The sequence below is a fragment of the Streptomyces sp. NPDC043176 genome (assembly GCF_056436715.1).
Genome location: NZ_JBWKCA010000008.1, coordinates 189,930 through 216,411 on the forward strand (window position 1 = coordinate 189,930; position 26,482 = coordinate 216,411).

Annotated in this window: 21 protein-coding genes; 10 read left to right on the forward strand and 11 right to left on the reverse strand. The window is 73.2% G+C overall.

All coding sequences use genetic code 11. From position 1 onward, the window contains the following. Positions 1-247: 247 nt before the first annotated feature. A complete protein-coding gene (locus AC067A_RS15945) occupies positions 248-1,150 on the forward strand; it encodes a tyrosine-protein phosphatase (protein WP_478620053.1) in 903 nt (300 codons plus the stop codon). On the opposite strand, the gene AC067A_RS15950 is transcribed toward AC067A_RS15945, so the two are convergent. From AC067A_RS15950 to AC067A_RS15965, 4 genes are all read right to left on the reverse strand, one after another. After that, the gene (locus AC067A_RS15950; protein WP_478620056.1) at positions 1,075-2,844 is read right to left on the reverse strand and encodes a DEAD/DEAH box helicase; all 1,770 of its coding nucleotides are present in this window, start codon (positions 2,842-2,844) and stop codon (positions 1,075-1,077) included. The genes AC067A_RS15945 and AC067A_RS15950 overlap by 76 nt on opposite strands. A gap of 399 nt (positions 2,845-3,243) precedes the next feature. Beyond that, complete coding sequence (locus AC067A_RS15955) at positions 3,244-3,864, reverse strand: TetR/AcrR family transcriptional regulator (protein ID WP_478620059.1); 621 nt, start codon at positions 3,862-3,864, stop codon at positions 3,244-3,246. 178 nt (positions 3,865-4,042) lie between these two features. Continuing rightward, the gene (locus AC067A_RS15960) at positions 4,043-4,423 is read right to left on the reverse strand and encodes a VOC family protein (RefSeq protein ID WP_478620061.1); all 381 of its coding nucleotides are present in this window, start codon (positions 4,421-4,423) and stop codon (positions 4,043-4,045) included. A gap of 111 nt (positions 4,424-4,534) precedes the next feature. Next, a complete protein-coding gene (locus AC067A_RS15965; RefSeq protein ID WP_478620064.1) occupies positions 4,535-5,254 on the reverse strand; it encodes a vWA domain-containing protein in 720 nt (239 codons plus the stop codon). Positions 5,255-5,716: 462 nt separating this feature from the next. Here AC067A_RS15965 and AC067A_RS15970 point away from each other — a divergent pair, with 462 nt between their 5' ends. Both AC067A_RS15970 and AC067A_RS15975 read left to right on the forward strand, forming a co-directional pair. After that, positions 5,717-6,043 (forward strand): hypothetical protein, encoded by a 327-nt coding sequence (locus AC067A_RS15970; RefSeq protein ID WP_478620067.1) that lies wholly within the window; start codon positions 5,717-5,719, stop codon positions 6,041-6,043. Beyond that, positions 6,040-6,492: a hypothetical protein gene (locus AC067A_RS15975; RefSeq protein WP_478620070.1), complete on the forward strand. Its 453-nt coding sequence runs from the start codon at positions 6,040-6,042 to the stop codon at positions 6,490-6,492. Before AC067A_RS15970 ends, AC067A_RS15975 begins: the two co-directional genes overlap by 4 nt. A gap of 133 nt (positions 6,493-6,625) precedes the next feature. Here the strand turns inward: AC067A_RS15975 and AC067A_RS15980 are convergent, their stop codons facing one another. The 3 genes from AC067A_RS15980 to AC067A_RS15990 all read right to left on the reverse strand — a co-directional run bounded on the left by AC067A_RS15980 (position 6,626) and on the right by AC067A_RS15990 (position 13,967). Continuing rightward, the gene (locus tag AC067A_RS15980; protein WP_478620073.1) at positions 6,626-8,086 is read right to left on the reverse strand and encodes a glutamate synthase subunit beta; all 1,461 of its coding nucleotides are present in this window, start codon (positions 8,084-8,086) and stop codon (positions 6,626-6,628) included. Next, complete coding sequence (gene gltB / locus AC067A_RS15985; RefSeq protein WP_478620075.1) at positions 8,079-12,638, reverse strand: glutamate synthase large subunit; 4,560 nt, start codon at positions 12,636-12,638, stop codon at positions 8,079-8,081. Before gltB ends, AC067A_RS15980 begins: the two co-directional genes overlap by 8 nt. Positions 12,639-13,238: 600 nt before the next feature. Further along, a complete protein-coding gene (locus AC067A_RS15990; RefSeq protein WP_478620078.1) occupies positions 13,239-13,967 on the reverse strand; it encodes a VIT1/CCC1 transporter family protein in 729 nt (242 codons plus the stop codon). A gap of 253 nt (positions 13,968-14,220) precedes the next feature. Here AC067A_RS15990 and AC067A_RS15995 point away from each other — a divergent pair, with 253 nt between their 5' ends. The 7 genes from AC067A_RS15995 to AC067A_RS16025 are packed head-to-tail and all read left to right on the forward strand — an operon-like array spanning position 14,221 to position 22,166. Then, a complete protein-coding gene (locus AC067A_RS15995) occupies positions 14,221-15,216 on the forward strand; it encodes an ADP-ribosylglycohydrolase family protein (protein WP_478620081.1) in 996 nt (331 codons plus the stop codon). Further along, positions 15,216-16,631: an ADP-ribosylglycohydrolase family protein gene (locus tag AC067A_RS16000; RefSeq protein WP_478620084.1), complete on the forward strand. Its 1,416-nt coding sequence runs from the start codon at positions 15,216-15,218 to the stop codon at positions 16,629-16,631. The genes AC067A_RS15995 and AC067A_RS16000 overlap by 1 nt, the downstream gene beginning before the upstream one ends. After that, on the forward strand, positions 16,582-17,763 hold the full coding sequence (locus AC067A_RS16005; RefSeq protein ID WP_478620087.1) for an ADP-ribosylglycohydrolase family protein: 1,182 nt from the start codon (positions 16,582-16,584) through the stop codon (positions 17,761-17,763). The genes AC067A_RS16000 and AC067A_RS16005 overlap by 50 nt, the downstream gene beginning before the upstream one ends. Next, on the forward strand, positions 17,760-19,181 hold the full coding sequence (locus AC067A_RS16010) for an ADP-ribosylglycohydrolase family protein (RefSeq protein WP_478620089.1): 1,422 nt from the start codon (positions 17,760-17,762) through the stop codon (positions 19,179-19,181). The genes AC067A_RS16005 and AC067A_RS16010 overlap by 4 nt, the downstream gene beginning before the upstream one ends. Beyond that, positions 19,178-20,098: a ribokinase gene (gene rbsK, locus AC067A_RS16015; protein ID WP_478620092.1), complete on the forward strand. Its 921-nt coding sequence runs from the start codon at positions 19,178-19,180 to the stop codon at positions 20,096-20,098. Before AC067A_RS16010 ends, rbsK begins: the two co-directional genes overlap by 4 nt. Then, a complete protein-coding gene (locus tag AC067A_RS16020; protein WP_478620094.1) occupies positions 20,095-21,333 on the forward strand; it encodes a CaiB/BaiF CoA transferase family protein in 1,239 nt (412 codons plus the stop codon). The genes rbsK and AC067A_RS16020 overlap by 4 nt, the downstream gene beginning before the upstream one ends. Then, positions 21,330-22,166 (forward strand): HpcH/HpaI aldolase/citrate lyase family protein, encoded by an 837-nt coding sequence (locus AC067A_RS16025; RefSeq protein WP_478620096.1) that lies wholly within the window; start codon positions 21,330-21,332, stop codon positions 22,164-22,166. The genes AC067A_RS16020 and AC067A_RS16025 overlap by 4 nt, the downstream gene beginning before the upstream one ends. A gap of 63 nt (positions 22,167-22,229) precedes the next feature. On the opposite strand, the gene lgt is transcribed toward AC067A_RS16025, so the two are convergent. The 4 genes from lgt to trpB form a co-directional block, all read right to left on the reverse strand. After that, positions 22,230-23,225, reverse strand: coding sequence for a prolipoprotein diacylglyceryl transferase (gene lgt, locus AC067A_RS16030; RefSeq protein ID WP_478620099.1), 996 nt, complete (start codon positions 23,223-23,225; stop codon positions 22,230-22,232). Positions 23,226-23,309: 84 nt separating this feature from the next. After that, entirely contained in the window at positions 23,310-24,131 is an 822-nt protein-coding gene (locus AC067A_RS16035; protein ID WP_478620101.1) for a DsbA family protein, read from the reverse strand. Positions 24,132-24,194: 63 nt separating this feature from the next. Next, positions 24,195-25,016: a tryptophan synthase subunit alpha gene (trpA, locus tag AC067A_RS16040; RefSeq protein ID WP_478620104.1), complete on the reverse strand. Its 822-nt coding sequence runs from the start codon at positions 25,014-25,016 to the stop codon at positions 24,195-24,197. Next, positions 25,013-26,251, reverse strand: coding sequence for a tryptophan synthase subunit beta (gene trpB, locus AC067A_RS16045; RefSeq protein WP_478620106.1), 1,239 nt, complete (start codon positions 26,249-26,251; stop codon positions 25,013-25,015). Before trpB ends, trpA begins: the two co-directional genes overlap by 4 nt. Between the last annotated feature and the right edge of the window lie 231 nt (positions 26,252-26,482).

Sequence of the window (26,482 nt, forward strand, 5' to 3'; positions counted from 1 at the left end):
GCCGGCTCGGGCGGGGCGCGCACGGCACTCCCCTCCTGCCCCGCGGGCTGCTACCTTCCTCCTCGAGCAGCCACCTAACAAACATTTGGTCGAAGGTCGGCTGCCCGCGCACCCGTGGGTCCCGGCCTCCTCGGGCCGGTGACCCCCTCGCCTCCGCGGGCCCGTCCGCCCACGGCTGCCCCACCCGAGTCCGTCAGTCGTACGCCCTCGTTCCGTACGTCCGTCAGTCCGTAAAGGGAGTCCAGCCATGCCCCTGTCCCGACGCGCGCTGCTCACCGCCGGCGGCGCCGCCGCCCTGCTCGCGGCCGCCCCGGCCCCCGCGACCGCGCGCCCCGGCCCCCGGGCCGCGAGCTCCATCCGGCACGTCCCGCTCCAGGGCGCGGTCAACGTCCGCGACCTCGGCGGACACCTCACCTACGACGGCGCCCGGGTCCGTCACGGGCTCGCCTTCCGGGGCGACCACCTCGGCAGACTCACCGACGCCGACGTCGCCACGCTCGGCGGGCTCGGCCTCGGCTCGGTGGTGGACCTGCGGATCCCGCTGGAGGTCGGGTACGACGGCGCGGACCGGCTGCCGGCCGGTACGGTCCCGGTGGCCCGGCCCGTCACCGACAACGGCCTGTTCGGGCAGCTGCTCGCAGCGATCGGCTCACGCGACCCGGTGCGGCAGGAGGAGATGCTCGGCGGCGGGCGGGCCGCCGCGTTCATGACCGGCGTCTACCGGACCTTCGTCACCGACGCCGCGAACCGGGCGGCCCTCGCGACCACCCTGCGGGACTTCGCCGATCCCCGCCGGGGTCCGCTGCTCGTGCACTGCACGTCGGGCAAGGACCGCACCGGCTGGACGAGCTGGCTGCTGCTGACCCTGCTCGGGGTGCCCGCGAGCTCCGCCCGCGCGGACTACCTGGCCTCCAACACCTTCCGCGCCGCGTACGACGCGCGGGTGCGGGAGGGACTCAAGCAGGGCGGGCTCATGCAGAACCCGGAGCTGATCGTGCCGCTCCAGGAGGTGCGGACGGAGTATCTGGACGCCGCCCTCGACCAGGTCCGCACCTCCTACGGGAGCCTCTTCCGTTACGTGTCGGTCGGCCTCGGCCTCGACCCGCGCGAGCTGCCGGCGCTCCGCGAACGGCTCGTGCTCGGCGCCTGACGCCCACCACGCCCCGCACCGGCGCCGGAGGCGGCGGCCCTGCCGGCACCCGCGCCGGCGCCGGAGGCGGCACCGCGCCCGGTTCCCGCGCCGGAACCCCGGCCCGCACCCGCACCCGCGCCCGCGCCCCGGCCCGAGCCGGTGCCGGTGCCGCGGCCCGCGCCGGACGCCGTACGGCCCGCTCCGGACGCGCCGCGCCCGGAGCCGCCCGTGGCGCCGGAACCCCGGCCCGCGGCCGTACCGGAACCGGCGGGGCGGCCCGCACCCGCGGCCGTACCGCCGGACCCGCCGCGGCGGCGACGGCCGCCACCGCTGCCGGACCCGGCCGCGGAGCGCGGCGGGGTGGGCTGCGGGGTCTCGATGACGACGGGGACGCCCGAGGGCTCCCGGGCGCCGGTCAGCTCGACCAGCTCCTCGTCGCTGGACTTGATCTGCGCCGTGCGGGGGCTGATGCCCGCGTTCGACATCAGCCGGCCCATGTCGCGCTTCTGCTCGGGCAGGACCAGGGTGAAGACACTGCCGGACTCGCCGGCACGGGCGGTGCGGCCGCCGCGGTGCAGGTAGTCCTTGTGGTCGATCGGCGGGTCGACGTTCACGACCATGTCGAGGTCGTCGACGTGGATGCCGCGCGCCGCCACGTTCGTCGCGACGAGCGTGGTGACCTGACCGGTCTTGAACTGGTCCAGGGTCCGGTTGCGCTGCGGCTGCGAACGACCGCCGTGCAGGCCCGAGGCGCGGACGCCGTTGGCGAGGAGCCGCTTGACCAGCCGGTCCACGGACCGCTTCGTGTCCATGAAGAGGATCGTCCGGCCGTCGCGGGCCGCGATCCGCAGCGTGACGGCCTTCTTGTCGGTCTCGTCGGCCACGTACAGGACGTGGTGCTCCATCGTGGTGACCGCGCCGGCCGACGGGTCGACGGAGTGCACGACCGGGTCGTCGAGGAACATCTTGACGAGCTTGTCGATGTTCCGGTCGAGCGTGGCCGAGAACAGGAGCCGCTGACCGCCGGGCTCGACCTGCTTCAGCAGCTTCGTGACCTGCGGCAGGAAGCCCATGTCGGCCATCTGGTCGGCCTCGTCCAGGACGGTGATCGCGACCTGGTCGAGCCGGCAGTCGCCCCGCTCGATGAGGTCGTGGAGCCGGCCGGGGGTGGCGATGAGGACCTCGACGCCGCGCCGCAGCGCGGACGACTGCCGGGAGATCGACATGCCGCCGACGACCGTGGTGAGCCGCAGCCGCAGCGCCCCGGCGTACGGGGTGAGGGCGTCGGTCACCTGCTGGGCGAGCTCGCGGGTGGGCACCAGGACCAGCGCGAGGGGCGCGGTCGGCTCGGCGCGGCGACCCGCGGTGCGGGCGAGGAGCGCGAGCCCGAAGGCGAGGGTCTTGCCGGAGCCGGTGCGTCCCCGGCCGAGCACGTCACGGCCGGCCAGCGAGTTCGGCAGCGTCGCCGCCTGGATCGGGAACGGCTCCGTCACGCCCTGCTCGCCGAGGATCCGCAGCAGGCCCTCGGGCATGTCGAGGTCGGCGAAGGAGGCCACCGCGGGCAGCGCGGGCGTCACCGTCTCCGGCGGCGTGAACTCGCTCGGCGGCGGGGGTGCCGTGGGACGGCGGCCGCCGCGGGAGCCCTTCGGCTGCGACGTGGACTTCGTCTGGGTGCTGCGGGGGCTGCGCTTGGAGCGTTCGGAGCGGGTCATGCGTGCCTTCCTGGCCGGTGCTCACGGCACAGCCAGGGCCCGCACCTGCACGGTGCGGGCCCCGGCTGCTCTACCCGGAACACGCGATACGGGCCCCGGCTGTCTCTCCCGGGGCGATCGAAACGAGCCCCGGACGTCTCTACCGGAACAATAGTGCGCCTCAGGACCTTCCCGCCCCGCCCAGCCGATGCCCGGACGGATCAGACCGGGCCAGAGCCGCCCGACGTGTCCCACTTCACAGCGCCACCCCCACCCGTGACGCCCCGGCCCCGCCGGAAAGACGCCCGCCCGGCGGGGCCGGGGCCGTACGGCGACCGTCCGGGGACCACGGGGACCCAGGGCATACGACGACGGGTCGAGGGGACCCAGGGTGCACGACGGATCGCGGGGACCGGAAATCTAGGGCTGTACGGCGATCCCGTCCAGGACCATCGACAGGTACTGGCGGGCGATCTCCTCGGGGCTGTGGCGGCCGCCGGGCCGGTACCAGGAGGCGGCGACCCAGACGGTGTCGCGGACGAACCGGTAGGTGAGACGGACGTCCAGGTCGGCGCGGAACACCCCGGCCGAGACACCGCGCTCCAGCGTGCCGAGCCAGGCCTTCTCGAACCTGCGCTGCGAGTCGGCGAGGTACTGGAAGCGGGGCTGGTCGGTGAGGTGCCGGGACTCCTTCTGGTAGATGGCGACGGCGGCGCGGTGCCGGTCGATCTCGCGGAAGGACTCGGTGACGAGGGCCTCGATGGTCTCGCGGGGTCCGAGGCCGGCGGCGAGGACGGCGTCGTACCCCTCCCACAGCTCGTTCAGGAAGCTGGAGAGGATCTCGTCGAGCATCGACTCCTTGGAGTCGAAGTGGTAGTAGAGGCTGCCGGCGAGCATCCCGGCGGCGTCCGCGATCTTGCGGACGGTGGTGGCGTTGTACCCCTGGGCGGCGAACACCTCGGCCGCCGTGTCGAGGAGTTCACGGCGCCGCTCGGGCCCGCCGCTCACCTGAGTCTTCTTCTTGCTGGCAGTGTTCGGCACGTGCCCATTCTGGTCCCCCGCGGGCCGGACCGGCGCCCGGCCGTCCGCGGGCAGCCTGTGGGCCGTCCACCGGCCGGCCCCGGTGCGGCGGACCGGCCGCACCGCCCGCACCGCCTGCACCGGACGGCCCGGGCGGTCAGTGCGGCCAGTGGGTCAGGCGGTCAGTGAGCCAGTGCGGTCAGGCGGTGGCCGCTCGCTCCGCCGAGCTGCGCTCGACGCAGAACTCGTTGCCCTCCGGGTCGGCCAGGGTCGCCCAGCCGGTGCCGTCCGGGTTCCTGCGGTCGTCGAGGAGGGTCGCGCCGAGGGCGAGCAGCCGCTCGATCTCCTCGTCGCGGGTGCGGTCCTGCGGCTGGAGGTCGAGGTGGACGCGGTTCTTCACCGCCTTGGGCTCGGGCACCTGGATGAAGAGGAGGCCCGCGCCGGCCGACTCGACGAGCGCCTCCTCGTCTCCCGGCCGGTCGTCGTCGGAGACCTTGGAGTCGAGGACGCCGGCCCAGAAGGTCGCGAGGGCGTAGGCGTCGGCGCAGTCGATGGTCACGTGTCGCACGAGAGAACTCATGGCCTCATGCTCGCCCGCGACCATGCGGGCGGGCCACCGGATTCCCGCCTCTCCGCCGGTGAAGTCCGGTTCCCGCCGTCGCTCGCCGCGACGAGGCCGTGCCCGGCCGGCTCACGAACGGACGATGCCCTGGGCCCGGGCCGCGGCGAGCCAGGCGGGGAACTCGGAGACGATCCTGTCGTACAGTTCCGCGTCCGGGACGCGGTGGGGGTCCTGCCCCGCGTGGAAGAAGCCTGCGTTGTCGACGGGTCGCTTCGCCGGCACGGCCAGCTCGTCGAGCCTGCGCAGGAACTCGAACTGCCGGCTCGCGGGGTCGCCGAAACCGATGAACTGCCAGAAGATCGGCAGCCGGGCCGCCTTGCAGACGTACCGCTCGGCCGCCAGCTTGTTGATCGGCCCCCCGTCGGTCTGGAAGACGACGAGCGCGGGGGCGGTGGAACCGCTGTCCAGGTAGTGGTCGATGACGGCGTCCATGGCGAGGTGGTAGCTCGTCTTGCCCATGTGGCCGAGCCCGGAGACGATCCGGTCGATCCTGCCCGCGTGGTCGTCCAGCCGGATGTCGGTCTCGGCGTCGATGTCGGTGGAGAAGAACACCACCGGCACCCGGCCGTCGTCGTCGAAGTGCGCGGAGAGTCCCAGCACCCGGTCCGCGAGCGCCTGCACGCTCCCGTTGTTGTAGTACGGCTTCATCGACCCCGAGTAGTCGACCACCAGGTAGACCGCGACCCGCTGCCCGCTGATCCCGTGCCGCTGGAGCGAGTCCCCGGCCGACTTGTAGAGACTGACCAGCGCGGGCGCGGTCTCCTCGACCTTCCGCAGGCTCAGTGCCATGGACGTTCCCTCTCCCACTCCTCGATGTCCGCGAGCATGGCGTCGGCCAGGTCGCGCTCGGCCGCGCGGTACCGCCCGCCCAGCTGAGGGTGCCGTCCGTGGCGGACGAAGAGACCGTGCCGGGCCTCCCGGCGACCGGCTGGGCAGTCTACGACCCTTCCCTCCCCCGCCGGTGACTGCGGGAAGTGTTCCGATCAGGCAGGACGGCCACGCCGAGAACGAGGACCACACCGGCATGCTCTCGCCCCAACAGCGCCGAACGGCAGGGGCGTTCTGAAATCATGGACGTCCAGGGGTGCCGTTCAGGGGAGTTGGGGGGTACGGGTGAACCCGACCACGGACATGTGCGCGGACACGGGCGCGGACACGACCGAAGAGCCCGCCGCCGCGCCGGGACCGGCTGCGCAGGTACGGACGACTCTTCGAGCTCACCCTTCCCACCACCGCAGGAGGCCCGCGCACATGAGTTCCACCGTTCCCTACCGCGTCACCGACCGGCCGTTGACCTCGCCCGTCACCACGTTCCTGTGGGAGTCGCGGGGGGAGGGGCGGGTGGAGGCGTCGGGTGAGTGTCCGGAGTGCCGGTGTGTGACGGTGCGGGTCTGGGAGGACGTGCAGTACGTGACGAAGGGGCCGGGGTCGTCGCGGGGGCCGGCGGTGGAGGACGCCGCGCCGCGGTACGCGCGGTGCGCGTGCGGGACGTGGCACGTGGACCGGCCGACGGGGGTCGAGCAGGGGTGCGGTGCGTCGTTCTGGATCGCGCCGCCGCCGCGGGGGGCCGCGCGGTGAGCGAGTTCACGCCCGCGGAGTTGCGGGAGGCCGACGAGCGCGTGCTGGCGATGGCGAAGCCGGAGGAGCAGCTGAGGGCGGCGCTCGCGCAGGCGGAGGGGTACCGGAACTTCCTGACGACGCTGACCGGGCTGCTGACGGTGGTGTTCGTGCTGAAGGGCCAGGAGAACCTGAGCAGGATGACCACCGGGCCGAGGTGGTGGGTGATCGGTCTACTCACCGGGGCGTTCCTGCTGCTCGTTCTGGCGTCGTGGCTGATGGTGTCGGCCGTGCACGAGCGACCGGGGCGGAAGCTGCGGTCGGGTGCGGAGGATCTGCTGCGGTACGAGAAGCGGCGGGCCAGGGCCGTGCGCCGGATGACCGGGTGGGCGCGGTGGATGGGTCTCGTGGGGGTTCTCGCGGTGTCGGCGGCGTCGCTGATCACGTGGATCTTCCCCGGGAAGAGCTGAGCGCGGGAGAAGAGCCGAGAGCCGGAAGGGCTGAGGACGCGCATCGGCGCCCACCCAGTCGTCCGGTCGGGGACATTCGGGGGGCGCCGCGCTCAGTTCCGCACGTCGTTGTACGGGACGTTGTGGGGACCGATCAGACCATCAGGGAACGGTCCGTCGGGCGGATCGGGGCCGGCAGGGAGCTGGCTCCGGTCAGGTAGCGGTCCACGCCGCGGGCGGCGGAGCGGCCCTCGGCGATGGCCCAGACGATGAGGGACTGGCCGCGGCCGGCGTCACCGGCGACGAAGACGCCATCGACGTTGGTGGCGAAGTCCGCGTCACGGGCGATGTTACCCCGCTCGTCGAGGTCCAGACCAAACTGGGAGACGAGGCCGTTCTCCACGTCGGTGCCGGTGAAGCCCATGGCGAGGGTGACCAGCTGGGCGGGGATCTTGCGCTCGGTGCCCGGCTTCTGGGTCAGCTTGCCGTCGACGAACTCGACCTCGACGAGGTGGAGGGACTGGACGTTGCCGTCCTCGTCGCCCTCGAAGTGGGTGGTGGAGACGGAGTAGACCCGCTCGCCGCCCTCCTCGTGGGCGGAGGTGACCTTGTAGAGCATGGGGAAGGTCGGCCAGGGCTGGCCGGGGTTCCGCTCCTCGCCCGGCTTGGGCATGATCTCCAGCTGCGTGACCGAGGCCGCGCCCTGGCGGTGGGCCGTGCCGACGCAGTCCGCGCCGGTGTCGCCACCGCCGATGACGACGACGTGCTTGCCCTCGGCGGTGATCGGCGGGGCCACGAAGTCGCCCTCGACGACCTTGTTGGCCAGCGGCAGGTACTCCATCGCCTGGTGGATGCCGTTCAGCTCGCGGCCCGGGACGGGCAGGTCGCGGGCGGCGGTGGCGCCGGCGGCGATGACGACCGCGTCGTAGCGGTTGCGGAGCGCCGTGGCCGGCATGTCGCGGCCGATCTCGACGCCGGTGCGGAACTTGGTGCCCTCCGCGCGCATCTGCTCGATGCGGCGGTTGATGTGCCGCTTCTCCATCTTGAACTCGGGGATGCCGTACCGGAGGAGGCCGCCGATGCGGTCGGCGCGCTCGTAGACGGCGACGGTGTGGCCGGCCCGGGTGAGCTGCTGGGCGGCGGCGAGACCGGCCGGACCCGAGCCGATGACGGCGACGGTCTTGCCGGAGAGGCGCTCGGGCGCCTGCGGCTTGACGTCGTTGGCGTCCCAGGCCTTGTCGATGATGGAGACTTCGACGTTCTTGATGGTGACGGCCGGCTGGTTGATGCCGAGCACGCACGCCGACTCGCACGGAGCCGGGCACAGGCGGCCGGTGAACTCCGGGAAGTTGTTGGTGGCGTGCAGGCGCTCCTGCGCCGCCGACCAGTCCTCGCGGTAGGCGTAGTCGTTCCACTCGGGGATCAGGTTCCCGAGGGGGCAGCCGTTGTGGCAGAACGGGATGCCGCAGTCCATGCAGCGGCCGGCCTGCTTGCTGATGATCGGCAGCAGGGAGCCGGGGACGTAGACCTCGTTCCAGTCCCTGACGCGCTCGCCCACCGGTCGGGTCTGGGCGACTTCGCGCCCGGTGGTCAGGAAGCCCTTGGGGTCAGCCATGGGACGCAGCCTCCATCATCTTCTCGGTGGTCTCGGTCTCGGAGAGACCGGCGAGCTCAGCGGCGTCCTTGGCGGCGAGCACTGCCTTGTACGTGGCGGGGATGATCTTGCTGAACCGGGCCGCCGCGGCGTCCCAGTCGGCGAGGAGCTTCTCGGCGACCGTGGAGGCGGTCTCCTCGAAGTGGCGGCGCACGACGTCGTGCAGCCAGGTCTTGTCGGTGTCCGACAGGGCCTCGATCGCCTCCAGGTTGCCGGAGTTGACGTTGTCCCGGTCGAGGTCGATCACGTAGGCGACACCGCCGGACATGCCGGCCGCGAAGTTGCGGCCGGTCTCGCCGAGGACGACCGCCGTGCCGCCGGTCATGTACTCGCAGCCGTGGTCGCCCACGCCTTCCGAGACGACCAGGGCGCCGGAGTTGCGGACGCAGAAGCGCTCGCCGGTGCGCCCGCGGAGGAAGAGCTCGCCGCCGGTCGCGCCGTATCCGATGGTGTTGCCCGCGATGGTCGAGTACTCGGCCAGGTGGTCGGCGCCGCGGTCCGGGCGGACGATCACGCGGCCGCCGGAGAGGCCCTTGCCGACGTAGTCGTTGGCGTCGCCCTCCAGGCGGAGGGTGACACCGGCCGGCAGGAAGGCGCCGAACGACTGGCCGGCGGAGCCGGTGAAGGTGATGTCGATGGTGTCGGCCGGGAGGCCGGCGCCACCGAACTTCTTCGTCACGTGGTGGCCGAGCATGGTGCCGACCGTGCGGTTGATGTTGCGGATGGCGACCTGGGCGCGGACCGGCTGGGCCTCTTCGGCGGTGGCCGCGTTCAGGGCCTCGGCGGCGAGCTGGATCAGCTCGTTGTCGAGGGCCTTCTCCAAGCCGTGGTCCTGCTCGATCCGGGCGTGGCGGACAGCGCCCTCGGCCAGCTCCGGCACGTAGAAGAGCGGCTCCAGGTCGAGACCCTGCGCCTTCCAGTGGGTGACGGCGCGGCTGGTGTCGAGCAGTTCGGCGTGGCCGACGGCCTCTTCGAGGGTGCGGAAGCCCAGCTCGGCGAGGAGCTCGCGGACCTCTTCGGCGATGAACTCGAAGAAGTTGACGACGAACTCGGCCTTGCCGGAGAAGCGGTCGCGCAGGACCGGGTTCTGGGTGGCGATGCCGACCGGACAGGTGTCCAGGTGGCAGACGCGCATCATGACGCAGCCGGAGACGACGAGCGGCGCGGTCGCGAAACCGAACTCCTCGGCGCCGAGGAGGGCGGCGATGATGACGTCGCGGCCGGTCTTGAGCTGGCCGTCGGTCTGGACGACGATCCGGTCGCGCAGGCCGTTGAGCAGCAGGGTCTGCTGGGTCTCGGCGAGGCCGAGCTCCCAGGGGCCGCCCGCGTGCTTGAGCGAGGTCAGCGGGGAGGCGCCCGTTCCGCCGTCGTGGCCGGAGATGAGGACGACGTCCGCGTGGGCCTTGGAGACACCGGCGGCGACCGTGCCGACGCCGACCTCGGAGACCAGCTTCACGTGGATGCGGGCGACCGGGTTGGCGTTCTTGAGGTCGTGGATCAGCTGGGCCAGGTCCTCGATGGAGTAGATGTCGTGGTGCGGCGGCGGCGAGATGAGGCCGACGCCGGGCGTCGAGTGACGCGTCTTGGCGACCCACGGGTAGACCTTGTGGCCGGGCAGCTGGCCGCCCTCGCCGGGCTTGGCGCCCTGGGCCATCTTGATCTGGATGTCGTCCGCGTTGACCAGGTACTCGCTGGTGACGCCGAAGCGGCCGGAGGCGACCTGCTTGATCGCGGAGCGGCGGGCCGGGTCGTAGAGGCGGTCCGGGTCCTCGCCGCCCTCACCGGTGTTGGACTTGGCGCCCAGCTGGTTCATGGCGACGGCGAGGGTCTCGTGCGCCTCGCGGGAGATGGAGCCGTACGACATGGCGCCGGTGGAGAAGCGCTTGACGATCTCGGAGACCGGCTCGACCTCGTCGAGGGGGATCGAGGGGCGGTCCGAGGTGAGGCCGAAGAGGCCGCGGAGCGTCATGAGGCGCTCGGACTGCTCGTTCACCCGCTCCGTGTACTTCTTGAAGATGTCGTACCGCTTGGTGCGCGTGGCGTGCTGGAGACGGAAGACGGTCTCCGGGTCGAACAGGTGCGGTTCGCCCTCGCGGCGCCACTGGTACTCGCCGCCGATGTCCAGGGCGCGGTGCGCCGAGGGGACGCCGGAGACGGGGTACGCCTTGGCGTGGCGGGCGGCGACCTCCTTGGCGACGACGTCGAGACCGGCGCCGCCGATCTTGGTGGCCGTGCCGTTGAAGTACGTGGCGACGAAGGTCTCGTCGAGGCCGACGGCCTCGAAGACCTGGGCGCCGCGGTAGGAGGCGACGGTGGAGATGCCCATCTTGGACATGACCTTGAGGACGCCCTTGCCGAGGGCGTAGATCAGGTTCCGGATGGCCTGCTCGGGCTCCAGGCCCTCGATGAAGGTGCCGGCGCGGACCAGGTCCTCGACGGACTCCATGGCGAGGTACGGGTTGACCGCCGCGGCGCCGTAGCCGATGAGCAGGGCGACGTGGTGGACCTCGCGGACGTCGCCGGCCTCGACGAGCAGACCCACCTTGGTGCGCTGCTTGGTGCGGATGAGGTGGTGGTGGACGGCCGCGGTGAGCAGCAGCGAGGGGATCGGCGCGTGCTCGGCGTCGGAGTGCCGGTCGGAGAGCACGATGAGGCGGGCGCCGCCCTCGATGGCGGTGTCGGCCTCGGCGCAGATGGCCTCGATGCGTGCGGCGAGGGCGTCGCCGCCGCCGGAGACGCGGTAGAGGCCGGAGAGCGTCGCGGCCTTCATGCCGGGCATGTCGCCGTCGGCGTTGATGTGGATGAGCTTGGCCAGCTCGTCGTTGTCGATCACCGGGAAGGGCAGGGTGACGCTGCGGCACGACGAGGAGGTGGGCTCGAGCAGGTTGCTGCCGGGGCCGAGGGAGGAGCGGAGGCTGGTGACCAGCTCTTCGCGGATGGCGTCCAGCGGCGGGTTGGTGACCTGCGCGAACAGCTGCGTGAAGTAGTCGAAGAGCAGCCGCGGGCGGGCGGACAGGGCCGCGATGGGCGAGTCGGTGCCCATGGAGCCGAGCGGCTCGCCGCCGGTGCGTGCCATCGGCGCGAGGATGACGCGGAGCTCTTCCTCGGTGTAGCCGAAGGTCTGCTGGCGGCGGGTGACCGAGGCGTGGGTGTGCACGATGTGCTCGCGCTCGGGGAGGTCGGAGAGCTCGATCTCGCCGGTTTCCAGCCACTCCGCGTAGGGGTGCTCGGCGGCGAGGGCGGCCTTGATCTCGTCGTCCTCGACGATGCGGTGCTCGGCGGTGTCGACGAGGAACATCTTGCCGGGCTGGAGGCGGCCCTTGCGGACGACCTTGGCGGGGTCGATGTCGAGGACGCCGACCTCGGAGGAGAGGACGACGAGGCCCTCGTCGGTGACCCAGTAGCGGCCGGGGCGCAGACCGTTGCGGTCGAGGACCGCGCCGACCTGGACGCCGTCGGTGAAGGTGACGCAGGCCGGGCCGTCCCAGGGCTCCATCATCGTGGAGTGGTACTGGTAGAAGGCGCGGCGGGCCGGGTCCATGGTCTCGTGGTTCTCCCACGCCTCCGGGACCATCATCAGGACCGCGTGCGGCAGCGAGCGGCCGCCGAGGTGGAGCAGCTCCAGGACCTCGTCGAAGGAGGCCGAGTCGGAGGCGTCCGGGGTGCAGATCGGGAAGATCCGCTCCAGCGCGCCCTCGCCGAAGGCGGTGGACTCGAGCTGGGCCTCGCGGGCGGTCATCCAGTTCCGGTTGCCCTTGACGGTGTTGATCTCACCGTTGTGGGCGACGAAGCGGTACGGGTGGGCCAGCGGCCAGCTGGGGAAGGTGTTGGTGGAGAACCGGGAGTGGACCAGGGCCACGGCGGTGGCGCAGCGGCGGTCCGACAGGTCCGGGAAGAAGGGCTCGAGCTGGCCGGTGGTCAGCATGCCCTTGTAGACGATGGTGCGGGCGGAGAGCGACGGGAAGTAGGTCGCGGCCTCGCGCTCGGCGCGCTTGCGCAGCACGAACGCCTTGCGGTCCAGCGCGATGCCCGTGTTCTCGCCGTCGGCGACGAAGAGCTGGCGGAAGACCGGCATGGTGGCGCGGGCGGAGGCGCCGAGCAGCTCGGGGGCGACGGGGACCTCGCGCCAGCCGAGGACGGTGAGGCCCTCTTCCGCGGCGATCGTCTCGATCCTCGCGGCGGTCTCGTCGGTGCCGTCCTCGGGGAGGAAGGCGATGCCGACGGCGTACGCGCCGGCCTCGGGGAGCTCGAATCCGGCGACCTCGCGGAGGAAGGCGTCCGGGACCTGGAACAGGATGCCGGCACCGTCACCGGAGTCGGGCTCGGAGCCGGTGGCGCCGCGGTGCTCGAGGTTGCGCAGTACGGTCAGCGCCTGCTCGACCAGCGCGTGGCTGGCTACACCGGTGAGGGTGGCCACGAACCCGACACCACAGGCGTCGTGTTCGTTACGGGGGTCGTACATCCCCTGCGGAGCGGGGCGACCGTCCATGGGCGACCAGGCGTCGGAACGCATCGGCTCTCCCGTCGTCGTCGTGGCATATGCAGATGCCGAGGGACGACGTTGGCCCTCCGCGAAATTTCGTGCAGGTTACATGATGGCTGGCTTCTCGCGAAGCGGATAGCGCATTCCAGCATGCGGACACCGCCGATACGGAGCGGTGGTGTGGGTTCACCTGTGGGGTGCGGGGGCAGGGACTGTCCCGCGGGGACGGATCGATGGAGTCGGAGGATCTCCGGAGGCTCCGGCGGTCCGTCACTGGGCGGGCATCGTTGCCCGCTCACGGGGGCATCGTTGCCCCACTGACGCTCATGCCTCATTCCCGTTGGTCACGAGTTCGAAACCGCCGGGTAACCGGCTACATATGTGGCGTCCCGCATAGTGTCTCATCGCTGCGGGGGATCGGACCAGGGAGATACGTCACAGCCGATCCGCCCCCTACGCCCGGAAAAGTCGCCCCGAAATGACGGAAAGGCCCCTCCAGGGGGCCCCTCGGTCTTCTGTACGGGTACGGAATCCGCGCCGCCGCGGATACGGGATCCACCCCGCCACGGAATCCGCACCGGGCCCGCACAGGCACGGAGCGGGCGCCGGGCGGACGCCGGGCGGGCGCGGCTACAGGGCCGCCCCGAAGAGCATGCCGAGCCCGTACGTGACGGCCGCGGCGGCGCCGCCGAGGACGAGCTGGCGCATTCCGCTGAAGAACCAGCCGCGGGCGGTCACCCGCGCCACCAGCGCCCCGCAGGCGAAGAGGCCGAGGAGCGCGAGCAGCACGGCGGGCCACAGAGCGGTCGCGCCGAGCAGGTACGGCAGCACGGGGAGCAGCGCGCCGAGCGCGAAGGAACCGAAGGACGAGACCGCGGCGACCATCGGCGACGGCAGGTCGTCCGGGTCGATGCCGAGCTCCTCGCGGGCGTGGATCTCCAGCGCCTGCTCGGGGTCCTTCGACAGCTGCATCGCGACCTCGCGGGCGAGCGCGGGCTCGACGCCGCGCGAGACGTAGAGCGCGGCGAGCTCCTCCATCTCGTCGACCGGGTGCTTGCGCAACTGGCGGCGCTCGACGTCCAGTTCCGCCTGGACGAGCTCGCGCTGCGAGGCGACGGAGGTGTACTCGCCGGCGGCCATCGAGAAGGCGCCGGCCGCGAGTCCGGCCAGGCCGGTGATGACGAGGGTCTGCGAGGAGACCGAACCGCCCGCGACACCGGTCATCAGGGCGAGGTTGGAGACGAGTCCGTCCATCGCGCCGAACACCGCCGGGCGCAGCCAGCCGCCGTTCACGTCCCGGTGGGTGTGGTTGTCCCGGTGGGCCTCGTGCAGTGGCGCCTGAGCTTCGATGATGGACATGGCTCTCCCCTCGTTCCGGCGGGCAGGGATACACCCGCCGCCCCCAACACCCTCGAAAATACGCCCGATGTAAGGGGTCCGCCAGCAAGGCAGGCCGTACTTACTAAGGCCGCCCTCACCTGGGGTACCGGATTCTGGCGCGGTGTCAGCCGGGTGACAGAGACGTTTCTTCGGCGAGTTCGCGGCCCGCGGTGGCACAGATGCAGGCATCGGGGCGCCGACCGCGCGCCCCACCCGAGGAAGGGGCCGCGAGATGGTGACCACCACGGCATGCGACACGCGCGAACGGGCGAGGGGGGCGCTCCTCGGCCTCGCCGTCGGCGACGCGCTCGGCGCGCCCGCCGAGAACATGCGCCCCTCCGAGATCCGCCGCCGCTGGGGCCGCATCGAAGGCTTCGTCACGGACAGCCCGGCCGGCACCGACGACACCGAGTACGCGGTCTTCTCCGCCCTCCTCCTCGCCCGCCACGGCTCGGCCCTCACCGTCCAGCACGTCGAACGGGCCTGGCACCACTGGATCGCCGACCTCGACGAAGGCCCCTTCCGCGGCGCCGGGTTCTCCGAACGCGGCACCCTGGAGAACCTCCGCCGGGGGCTCGCCGCCCCCATCTCCGCCCAGCACCGGCACGCCTGGAGCGACGGACTCGCCATGCGCGCCGCGCCCTTCGGCGTCTTCGCCGCCGGCCGCCCGGCGGAGGCCGCCCGCCTCGTCGCCATCGACGGCAGCGTCAGCCACGACGGCGAGGGCATCTACGGCGGCCAGGCGGTCGCGGCGGGCGTCGCCGCGGCGATGGGCGGCGCGGGCGTGACCTCCGTCATCGCCGCCGCCCTCTCCGTCGTACCGATGGACTCCTGGACCGCGCGCTCCCTGCGCCGCGCGGTCGTCGCCGCCCAGCGCGTCCAGCCCGACCCCCTCACCCGCGAACGCCAGGTCCGCTCCGCCGTCGTCATCGGCGGCTACCCCTGGACGGACCTCGCCCCGGAGGCGGTCGGCCTCGCATTCGGCGCCTTCGCCGCCGCCCGCGGCGACTTCCGCACGGCCGTCCTCACCGCCGTCAACATGGGCCGCGACGCCGACACCACGGCCGCCGTGGCCGGCGCCCTCGCCGGTGCGGCCGGCGGCCTGGGCTCCATCCCGCACGACTGGGCCTCCGCCATCGCGCCCGTGACGGGCAGCTGCCTCCCTTCCATGCGCGGCTACCACGTCCTCGACATCGCCGACCTCCTCACCCCGGAAGCAGACGCCTGATGAGCGCAGACCTGACGAACGCCACCTCTGCCCCCACCTCGGCCACTGCCGCCGACACCGCCCCCGACCCCGCTGTGGACCATCGCCCCCCAGGGCGGGGCGGGTGGGCACAGCCCGCGTCGCCGGGACCCGGCCCCGTGCTCGGTGTCCCACAGGACGCGCCTCCCGCCGCCCCCGTCCGCGGCACCGGCTCATGGGGCGGCCCCCAAGAGGGCCCGCACCGCCCCGAGGCCCCGCACCGCCCCGCCCGCGACGCAGTCGAGGGCCTCCTCCTGGGGATCGCCGCGGGCGACGCCGCAGGATGGCCGGCCGCCCGCCACCGCGCCGCCCGCATGCCGGAGTGGACCCGCCGTCTGACCCGCGAACTCGACACCTTCGCGGAGCAGAACGCGACGACGACCCTCCCCGTGCCCATCGCCCTCAACCAGCCCCCCGAGCCGCTCCGTCTCGGCCCATCGGACGACGCCGAGTGGGCGGTGTTCACGGCCGAGGCGGTCCTCGCCTCGGCGGGACCGGTCTTCGCGGGCCTCCCCCCGGAGCGCCGGCTGCGGGCCGCCGTGGACCTGGCGTGGAACGCCCTCGCGGGCCAGGTCGCCGCCGCGGCCGAGCGCGCGCCCGAGGTCGAGTCGGCCGTGCTCCCCCTCCGCGCCCGGATCTCGGTCCGCGCGGGCCTCGGGAACCTCGCCACCGGTCTGCGCCCGCCCGCCACCGGTCACGACAACCCGCACTTCTTCGACGACGCCGCCTGCGTCCGCGCCGCGGTCCTCGCGGTCGTCCACCCCGGCGACCCCCGCGCCGCCGCCGAACTCGCGGAGTTCGACGCCCGGTACACGCAGGACGGCGACGGCGTGCACGGCGCCCGCGCGACGGCGGCGGCCGTCGCGGCGGCGCTGGGCGGGGCGTCGGTCGACGAGGCCGTCGGGGCGGCGATCGCCGAACTCCCGCCGGTCACCGAGATCGGCCGCAACGCCCGGCACGCGCTGAAGCTGGCCGAGACCGCCGGTTCGGCGTTCGAGCTGGTCCCGCTCCTGGAGCACCAGATCGTGGACCACGTCTACAGCTACGGCATCGCCGCCGCCGAGACCGTCCCCGTCGCCCTGGCCCTCGCGACCGCCGCCCGGGGCGAGATGACGTCGGCGGTACCGGCCGCCGCCTGCCTCTCCCGGGTCGCCGACTCGGCGCCGGCGCTCGCGGGCGCGCTCACCGGCGCGCTGGGCGGCGGCCGTTCGGTCCCGCCGAGCTGGCGGGAGGCCTGCCGGACGCTGGCGGGCTGCGCGCTCCCCAGGCTCGCGGGTACGGACCTGGTGGAACTCGCCGGGCTGCTCGGAGCCACGGAACCGGACATCCCAGGTGGACAATTCCGACATGACACCCACACAGGACGTGCTCGCGCCGGACGGACCCACACTGGATGACCGGATCACCGGAAGCCTCGTCGGGGCCGCCGTCGGCGACGCCCTCGGCGGCCCCGTCGAGGGCTACACGCCGGAACAGATCCTGGAACGCCACGGCGGCCGCGTCACCGGGATCGTCGGCCCCTGGAACGGCGGCGACTGGCGCACCGCCCGCCCCATCGCCCCGTACCACAAGGGCGACGGGCACGTCACCGACGACACCTTGATGACCCACGCCCTGATCAGGGTGTACGAGAAGGTCCGCGGCCACCTCGACGCGTACGCGGTCGCGGACCACCTCGTGCCCGAACTGATGGGCTCCCCCGTCTGGATCCCCGAGCTGGAGGCCGAGGCGCTCCCGCTCCAGCGGATCTTCCTCGCCGAGAAGTGGATCGTGACCCGGCTCCACTACGGCCATGTCGACCCGCGCGAGGCGGGCGCCGGCAACGTCGTCAACTGCGGCGCCGCGATGTACATGGCGCCCGTCGGCCTGGTCAACGCCGGCCACCCCGCCGCCGCCTACGCCGAGGCGATCGACCTCGCCGGCGCCCACCAGTCCTCGTACGGCCGGGAGGCGGCCGGTGTCTTCGCGGCCGCCGTCGCGGCGGCCTGCTCCCCGGGCGCCACCCCGGCCTCGGTGGTCGGCGCGGCCCTCTCGCTCGCCAAGGACGGAACGCGCGCGGCGATCGAGGCGGTCGCCGAAGTCGCCGACGGCCACACGGACTTCGAATCCGCCCTCACCCCCCTTCGCAGGGCCGTGGCCCCCTTCGACTCGGTCGGCCCCGACTACCGCTCCCCCTCGCTCGGTGCCCGCCGTCCCTCCCGCCTCCACTCCATCGAGGAACTCCCGATCGCCCTGGGCATGCTGCTCGTCGGCGAGGGCGACTTCCGGCGTACGGTCCTTGGCGCCGTCAACTACGGCCGTGACTGCGATTCGATCGCCACGATGGCCGGCGCGATCGTCGGCGCCCTGCACGGCGAGTCCGCCGTGCCCCCCGAGTGGGCGAAGCGGGTGGCGGAGGCCAGCCGACTCGACCTGCAGGCCCCGGCGAGGGCGCTGACCACGGTGGCCCGCGAGATCTTCGCCCGCGACACCGCGCTGCGGCGCGCCCACGAGTCGGCCTTCGCGACGCTGACGAGCGCGGACCGGTGAGCCTCCGCCTGACCTGGGTCCAGCCGGAGGACCTGGTGGGCCACGAACTGCGGCAGGCCGCGGAGGACGGCCGCGACGCCCGCGCCCTCGCGGCCCGCTGGACGGCGGCGGGGGGCCCGCCGGCCCCGGAGTCCGCCGGGGCCTCCGAGACCTCCCGCCCGCACCTCCGTCTCCTGGCCGAGGACCTCCTGGACGCCCTGGCGGCCCTCCCCTCCCCCCTCGCGAAGCGGGAGCCCGCCTCGCTCTCCGGCATCCGGGCCCTGGCTGCGACCGGCCGCCCCACGGCACCGGGTGCCGGGCCCGCGGCACGGGGCGGTGGGCCCGCGGCACCACGGGACGTCGGGCCCACGGCGCCGGACGCCGCGCTCCTCGGCCGCCTGCACGCCGCCTGGCTGGGCCGCGCCGCCGGCTGTCTCCTCGGCAAGCCCGTCGAGAAGCTCCCCCTCCCCGCCATCCGCGCGCTCGCCCGCGCCGCCGGCAACTGGCCCCTCACCACCTGGTTCACCGCCCGCGGCGTCCCGCCGGAGCTGCTCGCCGCCCATCCCTGGAACCGCCGCTCGGCCGCCTGCTCGCTGGCCGAGAACATCGACGGCATGCCCGAGGACGACGACCTCAACTACCCCCTCCTCAACCTGCTCCTCCTCCAGCGCCACGGCCGCGGCTTCACCACCACCGACGTCGCACGCCTCTGGCTCGACGAACTCCCCGCGGGCCGCACCTTCACGGCCGAGCGCGTCGCCTACCGCAACCTCCTCGACGGGATCGAACCCCCGCTGACCGCCGTCCACCGCAATCCCTTCCGCGAGTGGATCGGCGCCCAGATCCGTGCCGACGTGCACGGCTGGACCCACCCGGGCGACGCGGTGGCCGCCGCGGAGCAGGCCTACCGGGACGCGGCCCTCACCCACACGGGGAACGGGGTGTACGGCGCCATGTTCGTCGCCGCGACCCTGGCCACGGCGGCGGCCGGCACCGCCGACGTGCACCGGGCGCTCGACGCCGGCCTGGCGGTGATCCCGCCGCGCTCGCGGCTGGCGGCGGCCGTCCGGCTGGGCATCGCGACGGCCCGCGCCACACCCGACTTCGACGCCGTCGTGGACCGGCTGCACACCGAACTCGGCGGGTACCACTGGGTGCATGCCGTCCCCAACGCCGCCGTGCTCGCCGCCGCCCTCACCCACGGCGACGGCGACTTCTCCCGCACCATCTGCGCGGCGGTGTCGGGCGGCTGGGACACCGACTCCAACGGCGCCACCGCCGGTTCGGTCGCCGGCCTCCTGGCCGGGCACCCCGACCGGCTGCCGGAGCGGTGGACCACTCCCCTCAAGAACCGACTGGCGACGTCGGTCCCGTCCTTCGACGGCATCGGCTTCGACACGCTGGCCGAACTGACACACACGGAGGCAGTACGCCCATGACCAGCATCGTCGTGCTCGGCAGCACGAACATGGACCTGGTGGCCTACGTGCCGAGGGCCCCAGCCCTCGGCGAGACGGTCACCGGCCGCGCGTTCCGCACGATCCCCGGCGGCAAGGGCGCCAACCAGGCCGTCGCCGCCGCCCGCGCGGGCGCCGAGGTCGCGATGATCGGCGCGGTCGGCGCGGACGACTTCGGAGTACGGCTCCGCGCCACGCTGGAGCACTGCGCGGTGGACACCGACCTCCTGCGCACCGCCGAGGGCGCCTCCGGCACGGCCCACATCGTCGTCGACGACGAGGGTGGCAACGCGATCGTCGTCGTCCCCGGCGCCAACGGCGCCGTCACCTCCCTCAGCCACGGCGACGAGGCCCTCATCGGCACCGCCGACACACTGCTCCTCCAGCTCGAACTCCCCCTCCCCGTCGTCGTCGAGGGCGCCGTCACCGCCCGCCGGCTCGGCGTCCGCACGGTCCTCACCCCCGCCCCGGCCCAACCGCTCCCTCCGGAACTCCTCGCCGCCACCGACCTGTTGGTGCCCAACGAGCACGAGGCCGCCACCCTCACCGGACTCACCGACCCCCACGCGGCGGCCCAGGCCCTGCTGCGGTACGTCCCCGAGGTGGTGATCACCCTGGGCGCGGCCGGCAGCCTGTACGCGGCCCGCGACGCCGAGCCGGTCACCGTGCCCGCCCCCCGGGTCCGCGCGGTGGACACCACCGGCGCCGGCGACACCTTCGTCGGCGCCCTCGCGGTCGCCCTCGGCGAGGGCAGGCCCGCCCCGGAGGCGCTCGCCTGGGCGCAGACCGCCGCCGCGCTCTCCGTCCAGCGCGAGGGCGCGTCGACCTCGATGCCGTACCGCGTCGAGATCGAGGCGGCCTTCCTCTCCCCCGACATCCTGGAGGTCGACTCCGCATGACCGTCCACGCACCGGCCGCCACACCGGCGAGCCCCGCCTCCCCCACCGACGGAGCGCCGCTCCACGGGCTGCGCGTCCTTGACCTGGCCACCCTCTTCGCCGGCCCGCTCGCGGCCATGATGCTCGGCGACTTCGGCGCCGACGTCGTCAAGGTCGAGCACCCCCGCAAGCCCGACCCGTCCCGTGGGCACGGCCCCGCCAAGGACGGCGTCGGTCTCTGGTGGAAGGTCCTCGGCCGCAACAAGCGGACGATCACCCTGGACCTGTCGTCCGCCGGCGGCCGCGACACCCTGCTCGCGCTGGCCGCCGACGCGGACGTGATCGTGGAGAACTTCCGCCCCGGCACCCTGGAGCGCTGGGGTCTGGGCTGGGAGGAGCTCTCCACCGTCAACCCGCGGCTGGTCCTCGCCCGGGTCACCGGCTTCGGCCAGTTCGGTCCGTACTCCCACCGTCCCGGCTTCGGCACGCTCGCCGAGGCCATGAGCGGCTTCGCCGCCATCACCGGCGAGCCCGACGGCCCGCCCACCCTGCCCCCCTTCGGCCTGGCCGACTCGATCGCCGCCCTCGCCACCGCGTACGCGGTGATGACCGCGCTCACCGCCAGGAACACGACCGGCCGCGGCCAGGTCGTCGACATGGCGATCATCGAACCGATGCTCTCCGTCATCGGACCCCACCCCCTCTGGTACGACCAGCTCGGCTACGTCCAGCCCCGGACCGGCAACCGCTCGCGCAACAACGCCCCGCGCAACACGTACCGGACCGCCGACGGTTCCTGGGTCGCCGTCTCCACCTCCGCCCAGTCGATCGCCGAGCGCGTGCTGCGTCTGGTCGGCCGCCCGGAGCTGATCGACGAGCCGTGGTTCGCCGACGGCACGGGCCGGGCGGCGCACGCGGACGTCCTGGACGAGGCCGTCGGCTCCTGGATCGCCCGCCACACCCGCGACGAGGCGATGGCGGCCTTCGAGAAGGCGGAGGCGGCCATCGCCCCCGTCTACGACGTCCGGGACGTCGTCACCGACCCGCAGTACCAGGCCCTCGGCACGGTCACCGAGGTGCAGGACCCCGAGCTCGGCCCGATCAAGATGCAGAACGTCCTCTTCCGGCTCTCCGAGACCCCCGGAGCCATCCGCTGGCCCGGCCGTCCCCACGGCGCGGACACCACCGACGTCCTCACCGAACTCGGCCTCACCCCCGCCGAGATCGACGACCTGCGGGAACGGGGTGCGGTATGAGCGGCGGCACCGTCGGCGTCGACCGTCTCGCCCGGACCCGCACGCCCCTCACCTGGCTGTACGCCCCCGGCGACCGGCCCGAGGTCGTCGCCAAGGCCCTGTCGTCCGGCGCCGACGTCGTCATCGTCGACCTGGAGGACGCGGTCGCCCCGCACCGCAAGGCGTACGCCCTCGACGCCACGGCCGATCTGCTCGCCGACGCCCACCCCGTCCCGGTGCACGTCCGCGTCCACTCCTGGCGCGACATCCCCACCCTGGCCCCCCTCCCCGGCCTCCGCGGTCTCCGTGTACCCAAGGTGACACACGCCACTGACATCCACCGGATCGCCGGCCTGGCCCCCGGCCTCCCCCTCTACCCGCTCCTGGAGAGCGCCCTCGCCGTGGAGCACGCGTACGCCATCGCCGCCGCCCACCCGGCCGTGCGCGGCGTCGCCCTCGGCGAGGCCGACCTCCGCGTCGACCTGGGGGTGCGGGAGGACGCCGGACTCGACTGGTCGCGCGGCCGGGTGGTGGTCGCCGCCCGCGCTGCCGCCCTCCCGCCCCCGGCCCAGTCGGTCCACCCCGACATCGGCGACCTGGACGCCCTGGCCGCCGGCTGCGCCCGGGGCCGTGCGATGGGCTTCCTCGGCCGGGCGGCGATCCATCCCCGGCAGCTCCCGGTCATCGAGCGGGCCTATCTGCCCACCGCGCAGGAGGTCGACGCGGCGCGGGAGGTCGTCGCGGCGGCCGTGACCGACCAGGGCGCCCTGGCCCTGCCCGACGGCCGGTTCGTCGACGCCGCGGTGGTGGAGGGCGCCCACCGCGTCCTCGCCCTCGCGTCCCGCGCCGTCTGACCCGGCACGCGAGAGGGCCGCCGGAACCTGTCGGTCCCGGCGGCCCTCTCGGCAGCGGAAGGATCAGCCCTTGGCGGCCGACCCGGCGCCGTTGTCGGCACCGTGTTCCTCGTTGTCGGCGGCTTCGTGCGGGGTGGTGTCCTCGGACTCGCCGTCCACCGGCCCGTCCGCGGCGGCGGCGTCCTGCCCGGACTTCTCGTCCGTGGCGTCCGTGACCTCCGTGGCGGCCCTGGCGTCCTTCTCGGCCGCCCTCGGCTCCACGATCTCCTCGCGGCCCGGCCGCAGGCGCGACGAGACGACGATGTAGACCACCGCGAGGACGAAGACGACGATCGCCGTCCACACGTTCAGCCGCAGGCCGAGCACGTGGTGCGCCTCGTCGACGCGCATGTACTCGATCCAGCCGCGGCCGGCGCAGTACGCGGCGACGTACACCGCGAAGGCCCGTCCGTGGCCGAGCTTGAAGCGGCGGTCGGCCCAGATGACGAGGAGAGCGACGCCGACGCACCAGAGCGACTCGTACAGGAAGGTCGGGTGGTAGAGCCCGGCCTCGCGGTTGGTGCCCTCGGTGATCTTCAGGGCCCAGGGCAGGTCGGTCGGCCGGCCGTAGAGCTCCTGGTTGAACCAGTTGCCCCAGCGGCCGATGGCCTGGGCGAAGGCGATGCCGGGAGCGATGGCGTCGGCGTACGCGGGGAGCGGGATGCCCCGGCGGCGGCAGCCGATCCAGGCGCCGACGGCGCCGAGCGCGATCGCGCCCCAGATGCCGAGGCCGCCCTCCCAGATCTTGAAGGCGTCGACCCAGTTCTCACCCTCGCTGAAGTACAGCTGGTAGTCGGTGATCACGTGGTACAGGCGTCCGCCGACGAGGCCGAAGGGCACCGCCCAGACGGCGATGTCGGCCACGGTGCCGGCGGTGCCGCCCCGGGCGATCCAGCGCTTGTTGCCGTACCAGACGGCGACGAAGACACCGATGATGATGCAGAAGGCATAGCCGCGCAGCGGGATCGGTCCGAGGTGGATCACGCCGGTCGACGGGCTGGGAATGTAGGCAAGGTCCATGGCAGGACCGACGCTACCCTGCCGGGCGGGCGGGACGGCAGCCCACCCGGCAACGTATGGGTAACTAACCCCGCCGGGAGCGGCTCAGCCGGCCGAGGGAGAGGCCGTGCCGGGCTTCTTGCCCTTGTTGGCCTCGGCCACCCACTTCTTCAGGTTCTCCGGGGAGATCTGCTCGTTCCCCTTGGTCGGGAAGATCGACTCGCCGTTGAGGAGGACCGTGGGCGTGCCGCGGAAGCCGCCGTTCTGGAAGGCCTCGTTCGACTTCACGACCCAGCTGTCGTGCGTGCCGTCCTGGACGCAGCTGCGGAAGGCCGGCGTGTCGAGCCCGGGCACCTTCGCCGCCAGCTCGACCAGCTTGTCGTTGTTCCCGAAGGCGTCGTCCGTCTCCGGGGGCTGGTTGGTGTAGAGCGTGTCGTGGTACGCGGTGAACTTCCCCGCGTCCTGCGCGCACGCGGCCGCGTTCGCCGCGCGCAGCGAGCCGTTGCCGCCCATGTTCCCGTCGATGAGGGTGGCGAGGTGGTACTCGGCCTTGAGCGCGCCGGAGGCCTCCAGCTCGTGGATGGCGCCCCGCATGACGTTCTCGAACTGGGCGCACGCGGGGCAGCGGAAGTCCTCCCAGATCGCGAGCGTCGAGGGGGCGTCCGTCCGGCCCGTGGGGATCGCGGGCTTGTCGCCCTCGATCGATCCGGTCGGCGCGACCACCGGGCCCGCCTTGTCGGATCCGCCGTCCTTGTCGCCGCTGGCGGCGATCACCCCGACGACCGCGGCGAGGCCGAGCACTCCGACCACCGCCGCCGACACGATCAGGACGCGCCGCTGCTTCTCGCGGGCCTTGTCGCGCTCGCGCTGCTGCTGGAGGCGCTCCCGCGCGCTCCGGTTACCGTCACCACGGTTCTTCTCGCTCACGCCTCAGGAACGAACCGGGGAGGCACGTACGTGCCTCCCCGGTCTCAGATCCACCCATACGGGTTACGAAACGCGGCGGACACCCTCGGCGAGTTCGCCCGCCAGTTCCCTTACGGCGGCGAGTCCGGCGGCCTCGTCGCCGTCCGCGTCGAGGATGCGCTGCACGAAGGCGGAGCCGACGATGACGCCGTCGGCGAAGCCGGCGACCTCCTTGGCCTGGGTGGCGTTGGAGACGCCGAGCCCGACGCAGACCGGCAGTTCGGCGGTGGCCCTGGTACGGCGGACCAGGTCCGCGGCCTGCTCGCCGACCGACTCGCGGGTGCCGGTGACGCCCATCAGCGAGGCGGCGTAGACGAAGCCGGAGCCGACCGACGTGATGGTGGCGAGGCGCTCGTCCTTGCTGCTGGGCGCGACGACGAACACGGTGGCGAGACCGCGCTTGTCGGCGTGCTCGCGCCAGACCGCGGACTCCTGGACCGGCAGGTCGGGCAGGATGCAGCCCGCGCCGCCGGCCGCGGCGAGCTCCTCGGTGAAGCGCTCGATGCCGTACCGGTCGATCGGGTTCCAGTAGGTCATGACGAGGACCGGCTTCCCGGTGGCCTCGTGGGCCTCGCGGACCGTCCGCATGACGTCGGCGATCTTGACGCCGCCGCGCAGGGCGATGTCGTCGGCGGTCTGGATGACCGGCCCGTCGAGGACCGGGTCGCTGTGCGGGAGGCCCACCTCGACCACGTCGGCGCCGCCGTCGAAGGCCGCCTTGATCGCCGCGATGCCGCCGTCGACGGTCGGGAAGCCGGCCGGCAGGTACGCGATGAGCGCGGCCCGGTTGTCGGCCTTCGCCTTGGCGAGGGTGTCGCTCAGCAGCTGGATGTTCCCGGTCGTCACTTGGAGCCCTCCCCGTCGTACAGCCCGAAGTAGCGGGCGGCCGTGTCCATGTCCTTGTCGCCGCGCCCCGAGAGGTTCACGACGAGCAGCGCGTCCTTGCCGAGCTCCTTGCCCACCTCCAGGGCCCCGGCGAGGGCGTGCGCCGACTCGATCGCCGGGATGATGCCCTCGGTACGGGAGAGCAGCCGCAGCGCCTGCATGGCGGCGTCGTCGGTGACGGCCCGGTACTCGCCGCGCCCGCTGTCCTTGAGGTAGGCGTGCTCGGGGCCGATGCCGGGGTAGTCGAGTCCGGCCGAGATCGAGTACGGCTCGGTGATCTGGCCCTCCTCGTCCTGGAGGACGTACGAGCGCGAGCCGTGCAGGATGCCGGGCTCGCCGGCGGTGAGGGTGGCCGCGTGCTCGCCGGTCTCGACGCCGTGGCCGGCCGGTTCGCAGCCGATCAGGCGCACGCCGGCGTCCGGTACGAAGGCGTGGAAGAGGCCGATGGCGTTGGAGCCGCCGCCGACGCAGGCGATCGCCGCGTCGGGCAGGCGTCCGGCGCGCTCCAGGATCTGGCGGCGGGCCTCGACGCCGATGACCCGGTGGAAGTCTCGGACCATGGCGGGGAAGGGGTGCGGGCCGGCCACGGTGCCGAACAGGTAGTGCGTCCTGTCGACGTTCGCGACCCAGTCGCGGAACGCCTCGTTGATGGCGTCCTTGAGGGTGCGGCTGCCGGACTTCACCGCGATGACCTCGGCGCCGAGCATGCGCATCCGGGCCACGTTCAGGGCCTGGCGCTGGGTGTCGACCTCGCCCATGTAGATGGTGCAGTCGAGGCCGAACAGGGCGCAGGCGGTGGCCGTGGCCACGCCGTGCTGTCCGGCGCCGGTCTCGGCGATGACCCGCGTCTTGCCCATGCGCCTGGTCAGCAGCGCCTGGCCGAGCACGTTGTTGATCTTGTGCGAGCCGGTGTGGTTCAGGTCCTCGCGCTTGAGGAAGATCCGGGCGCCGCCCGCGTGCTCGGCGAACCGGGGCACCTCGGTGAGGGCGCTCGGGCGGCCCGTGTAGTTGACCATCAGGTCGTTGAGCTCGCGCGCGAACTCGGGGTCCGCCTTCGCCTTGTCGTACTCGACGGCGACCTCGTCCACGGCGGCGACCAGGGCCTCCGGGATGAACTTGCCGCCGTAGTCGCCGAAGTAGCCCTCGACGGTGGGGACCTGGCCCTCCAGGTCCGGAATGAAGAACTCGCTCGACATGCGGATGCTCCTCGCGGGGCGGGCGCCCCGGGATACGTGTGGTCGGTGGTCACGTTATGCGCGCGAGCCCCTCGCGTACGGCCCCGCCACGTTCTCGGCGACGGTTCCGCCGGGGGCGGTGCCCACCCTCGTGCCCGCCGCTCCGGGCTGTGCCCCGCCCGTGGTGAGCGGTCCGCCGGGGCGGTGCCCGCCCTTGTGCCCCGCCCGTGGTGGGCGGTCGTTCCGCTGGGG